At 67.0% G+C, this 2,175-nt stretch carries 3 protein-coding genes; all 3 read left to right on the top strand.

What is annotated here, in order from left to right:
* A partial coding sequence (gene mbhE / locus IV091_RS07570; RefSeq protein WP_293467172.1) for a hydrogen gas-evolving membrane-bound hydrogenase subunit E occupies nucleotides 1-778 on the top strand: 778 nt, incomplete at its 5' end.
* The gene (locus IV091_RS07565) at nucleotides 775-1,140 is read left to right on the top strand and encodes a Na+/H+ antiporter subunit C (protein ID WP_366806984.1); all 366 of its coding nucleotides are present in this window, start codon (nucleotides 775-777) and stop codon (nucleotides 1,138-1,140) included. The genes mbhE and IV091_RS07565, both read left to right, overlap by 4 nt.
* Nucleotides 1,137-2,175, top strand: a 1,039-nt coding sequence (locus tag IV091_RS07560) for a proton-conducting transporter membrane subunit (protein ID WP_293467169.1), incomplete at its 3' end; no start/stop codon positions are given. The genes IV091_RS07565 and IV091_RS07560, both read left to right, overlap by 4 nt.

Raw genomic sequence — 2,175 nt, 5'->3', positions numbered from 1 at the left:
GCGCAAGCTGCGCGACGCGGTGCTGGCGCTGGGCGGCGGCGGCGGCCTGGCCTGGCTGGCCTGGGTCATGCTGACGCGCGACCACGACTCGATTGCCTGGTATTTCCTGAATAACTCGGCGGTGGCAGGCGGCGGCACCAACGTCGTCAACGTGATCCTGGTGGACTTCCGGGGCTATGACACCTTTGGCGAAATCACCGTGCTGGCGATTGCAGCAGTGGGCGTGCTGGCGCTGATGGACGGCATGCGCACGCGTCGCCCGGCTACTGACGGCGGCGGCCGAACCTGGACTTTTGCCAGCCAGCCGCTGATGCTGCGGGTGGCGGCACGCATGGTGCTGCCGCTGGCGCTGGTCGTCACGCTCTACATCTTCATGCGCGGCCACAACCAGCCGGGCGGCGGCTTCATTGCCGGGCTGATCACCGCCGTGGCGCTGGTGCTGCAGTACATGGCCATGGGCCAGTCGCGCGCCGAGGCGCTGCTGCGGGCCGATGGTGGCAGCCGCTTTGTGCGCTGGATCGGTATGGGTCTGGGCATTGCGGGGCTGACGGGCGTCGGCGCCTTCGCGTTCGGCCAGCCCTTCCTGACCAGTGCCAACGGCCATCCTTTTGTTCCGCTGCTGGGCGAGTTGCCGCTGGCCACCGCCGCGCTGTTTGATTTGGGCGTGTACATCACCGTGGTCGGCGCTACCCTGCTGACGCTGTCCACCCTGGGGGCCGTGACCCGCGAAACGGGTGCTGCCAAGTTGCCAATCCCCTCAACAGGAGTTCAACCATGAGCCTGGAATTCCTGGTGGCCAGCGGCATTGGCCTGGTCACCGCTACCGGCATTTACCTGATCCTGCGCGGACGCACCTGGCCCGTAGTGCTGGGCCTGAGCCTGCTGGGCTACGCAGTCAACGTGTTCATATTCGCCATGGGACGGCTCTGGCAGGATGCTGCCCCGATTCTCTCGGCCACCGGGCGCGTCGCCGACCCGCTGCCGCAGGCGCTGGTGCTGACCGCCATCGTGATCGGCTTTGCCACCACCGGCTTCGTGATTGAACTGGCGCTGCGCAGCCGCCATGAAACCGGCAGCGACCATGTGGACGGGCACGAACCCGGCCACCGCACCGGCAAAGCCAGGGACGATGCAGCATGAGCGCGTTCCTGGACGCGATTTTTTCCACCCACCTGCCGGTGCTGCCGGTATTGCTGCCGCTGTTCACGGCGGCAGCGCTGCTGCTGATGGGCGACGACGGCGGCGAGGCCAACCACGGCAGCAAGCTGCTGCAGCGCCGGCGGCTGCTCAGCCTGGGCAGCGTGCTGCTGGGTGCGGTGCTGTCCTGGCGGCTGATGGCCGAGGCGGCCGTGGGGACGCTGACGGTCTACCCGCTGGGCGGCTGGCCCGCACCGTTCGGCATTGTGCTGGTGATCGACCGCCTGAGCGCCATGATGCTGGCGCTGACCTGGACCATTGCCGTGCCGGTGCTCTGGTATGCCGCTGGCGGCTGGGATGCGCGTGGCCGGCACTTTCACACCATGTTCCACTTTTTGCTGATGGGCGTGTCGGGCGCCTTCGTGACCGGCGACCTGTTCAACCTGTTTGTGTTTTTTGAGGTACTGCTGATCGCGTCGTATGTGCTGCTGGTGCATGGCCAGGGGCGCGAGCGCTTCAAGGCTGGTGTGCATTACGTGGTGCTCAATTTGGTGGCATCTGCGCTTTTTCTGGTAGGTCTGGCCATTATTTACGGCGTTGCCGGCACCCTCAACATGGCCGACCTGGCGCTGCGCGTGGGCCAGCTCGGCCCACAGGAGGCGGCGCTATTCAAGGCCGGCGCGCTGGTGATGCTTGTCGTGTTTGGCCTGAAGGCGGCGATTGTGCCGCTCTACCTCTGGCTGCCCGGCACCTACGCCGCGGCCAGCGCGCCGGTGGCCGCCATGTTTGCCATCATGACCAAGGTGGGCGTCTACAGCATCATCCGCGTGCATGCGGTGATTCTGGGCGACGACGCAGGGCATGCCGCCCTGGCGGCCGAACCCTGGCTGCTGCCGTTGGGCTTGGTGACGATTGCCATGGGTGTGCTGGGCGCGCTGGCCGCGCACAGCCTGGCGCGGCTGGTGTCCTACCTCACGGTGGCTTCGGTCGGCACCATCGTGGCGGGCATTGGCCTGTTCACGCCAGCGGCCATGTCGG

This window comes from Polaromonas sp., from assembly GCF_018780625.1.
GTDB lineage: Bacteria > Pseudomonadota > Gammaproteobacteria > Burkholderiales > Burkholderiaceae_C > Polaromonas.
This window is presented reverse-complemented; position numbering and strand designations above follow the sequence as displayed.

What these genes read in the sequence shown, in the direction of transcription:
- IV091_RS07565 (WP_366806984.1), top strand. Translation starts at nt 775, where the DNA reads ATGAGCCTGGAATTCCTGGTGGCCAGCGGCATTGGCCTGGTCACCGCT.